Below are 2,636 nucleotides of genomic sequence, written 5' to 3'. Positions count from 1 at the left end.
GAACTTCTCGTGCTAGCGGATGCGTTGGTAACGGGACGTCACCAACGCAACGACCGTTGCCCCTGGCAGCCCGCGCCTTCACTACCTGAAGTAGCTGCGGTGGAGCGATTCGTCGCCGTCCCAGTGGCCGGACACGGTGCCTGCCGGCAGAGCGCTCGTGGCCATGGCGGGTTTCTTTCTCTTCCTTGACTTACGGCGTAAGGGTGTCCTGGTACCGTGCCACGCCGACTGAACGTTGTCAACGCACGCAGCTTCTGGTGGGGCCGGCCGGTGGGCTATCCCGCGCATCTGCGGATCGGCAGGGGGGATCCGGGTCACGGCGGCGGAGAATTCGTTGGGTAATCGGTTGAACCCAGGATGGTATTACTGGTAATGCCGATGAATTGGCGGCGGGATCGGCACGGAGCGCAACATCGCCGGGGTCGCCGCGACATGACGCATGATCGACAGGTTCTGTCGACGGGGCGGTCGTCCGTGGTGTCCGGGCTTGCCGTCGGTCCCGTGGCTGCCCGGTCACCAGGCATCGAGCGCGTCCCGGTCGACAATGCGTCCCGGTCGGATTACCGGCCGAACATCATGCGCCATTGTTCGATGGTACGAGGCCGGAAAACGGTGTTGTTGCGCCGAACCGTCGACATTGGCGCCGACGGCTGTGCTGAATAGAGATGCCCGGGAAAGACGACCGGGTCGTCCGGGAGCGCGGCCAGCGCTCGCAGACTTGTGTACATGGCGTCGGGGTCACCGCCCGGAAAGTCGGTACGTCCACAGCCTTCCAGAAAAAGCGTGTCGCCTGCGACCAGTCGCCCGCCGTTCACCAGGAAACACTGGCTTCCGGGCGTGTGCCCGGGGGTGTGCAGCAGCCGGATGGCCACCGCGCCGACATCGACCACGTCGTCGTGGTCATGACTGACCAAGTCGGTGGCGCCGACCCCGGTGGTACGCCGCACCCATTCGGCTTCGTCGCGGTGTACGTGCACGGGAACCTGAACGCGGCCGAGCAGATCGTGCAGCCCGGGGAGGGAGAAACCGAGCATCTCGCCACCGACATGATCGGGATGATGGTGTGTGACCAGCACGCCGGTGAGCCGCATGCCGTCACCGGCAAGGGCCGCGAGGATGTCGTCGATCGCATACGCCGGATCGACGACGACCGCGTCCCGGGTTTCCTGATCGCCGATCAGGTACGTGAAGTTGACCATCTGAGTCGCGATCGGGTCGCCGAGGGCGTAGTCGCGCCCGGACAGCAGCTGACGGAAGTACAGACGGTTGACCATGGGCCCCAGGTTACGGCGGGCGCACCGTCGACGCTGCCGGGCGCTGCGCCGCGCTCGGTGTGGAGGATCAGAACATTCTCTCGATCAAAAACCCACATCGTTGCTATCAGTCACGGCTTGGAGATGTCACCATCGGTCGCTGTCAGCGTCGGCTACGTTGACCGTGGGTAGCGTGCGATCAACTGGGTGTGTGGTGGGCGGCCTGGCGGTGTCGAGTCGGCACCGAGTATGACAACTGCAATCTTGCGGACGCGAGGCGTTCGTCCGGGCATCACGTGGATGTCGTTCTCCGCTGCTTTGTTCCCTGTACCCGTCTCATCGTCAGAAAGGTCACCCATGACCTCCCGTCGCAAGGTCGTCGGATTAACTGCTGTGATTCTCGCGTTCGGCTGTGTTGCCGCCGGCGTGACCGCCACCGCGGCCAGCGCCAATTCCAATGACACCGATCGACACGACTCCCAGCATTACCCGCGGAGTTACGAGATCGGGCTCTTCGGCGACATGCCGTACGGTCCCAAGGGCCGGGCGCAGTATCCCAACGTCATCGCCGACATGAACTCCCAGAACCTGGAGTTCTCCGTATTCGACGGCGACATCAAGAACGGTAGTGAGCCGTGCTATGCAGATGTTGACGGTTCCGCGCAGCAGGCTGGTCAGCCGGATGTCTACAAATACTCCCTGAATCTGTTCAGCCAGTTCCGGGATCCGGTCGTCTACGTTCCCGGCGACAACGAGTGGACGGACTGTGACCGGCCGTCCACCGTGGGGCCGACGTTCGATTCGGTCGACCGTCTGAACTACCTCCGCCAGGTTTTCTTTCCGGACAACCGGAGCCTGGGGAGTCGTACCATCCGGCTGACGAGGCAGAGCCCGCAGTACCCGGAGAACGTGCGTTGGACGCGTGGCCCGGTGACCTACGTCGGCATCAACGTCCCCGGCAGCAACAACAACTACATTCCCGACGGTGATGTCAAGGACGGCCCGCAGGCCGAAGCCAACGCGGAGTATGCCGCGCGTAACGCTGCCAACCTAAAGTGGATCACCGATTCTTTTGCGGCGGCAAAGGCGAGCGGCTCGACAGCCGTCATGATTACTTTGCAGGCCGACATGTTTGGTGACAGTTCCACTACCCCGGGTGGAACGACTGTCGACCCGACCGATCATTTCGCCGACACCAAGGCCCTGCTGGCCCGCGCGGCGGTCGACTTCGGTAAGCCGGTTGTTCTGGTCAACGGTGACAGCCACTACTTCACGGTGGACAAGCCGCTCAGTGATGACGCGGGGAATGTGATCGAGAACTTCACCCGGGTGATGACGTTCGGTAGCTCGCTCAACCACTGGGTCAGCGCTACGGTCGACCCG

Annotated in this window: 2 protein-coding genes; one reads left to right on the top strand and one right to left on the bottom strand. The window is 63.3% G+C overall.

Going from position 1 to position 2,636, the window contains the following annotated elements:
- Nucleotides 1–560: 560 nt before the first annotated feature.
- Complete coding sequence (locus U9980_RS07715; RefSeq protein ID WP_322767308.1) at nucleotides 561–1,274, bottom strand: MBL fold metallo-hydrolase; 714 nt, start codon at nucleotides 1,272–1,274, stop codon at nucleotides 561–563.
- 336 nt (nucleotides 1,275–1,610) lie between these two features.
- On the opposite strand from U9980_RS07715, the gene U9980_RS07710 reads away from it, so the two are divergent.
- The coding region (locus U9980_RS07710; RefSeq protein ID WP_322767307.1) for a hypothetical protein at nucleotides 1,611–2,636 on the top strand (1,026 nt) is incomplete at its 3' end.

Source organism: Protofrankia sp. Cr1 (genome assembly GCF_963555865.1).
Lineage (GTDB): Bacteria > Actinomycetota > Actinomycetes > Frankiales > Frankiaceae > Protofrankia.
Note: the sequence above shows the minus strand (reverse complement) of the source record. Positions and strands in the feature narration are given on the sequence as shown.

What these genes read in the sequence shown, in the direction of transcription:
- U9980_RS07715 (WP_322767308.1), bottom strand. Translation starts at nt 1,274, where the DNA reads ATGGTCAACCGTCTGTACTTCCGTCAGCTGCTGTCCGGGCGCGACTAC.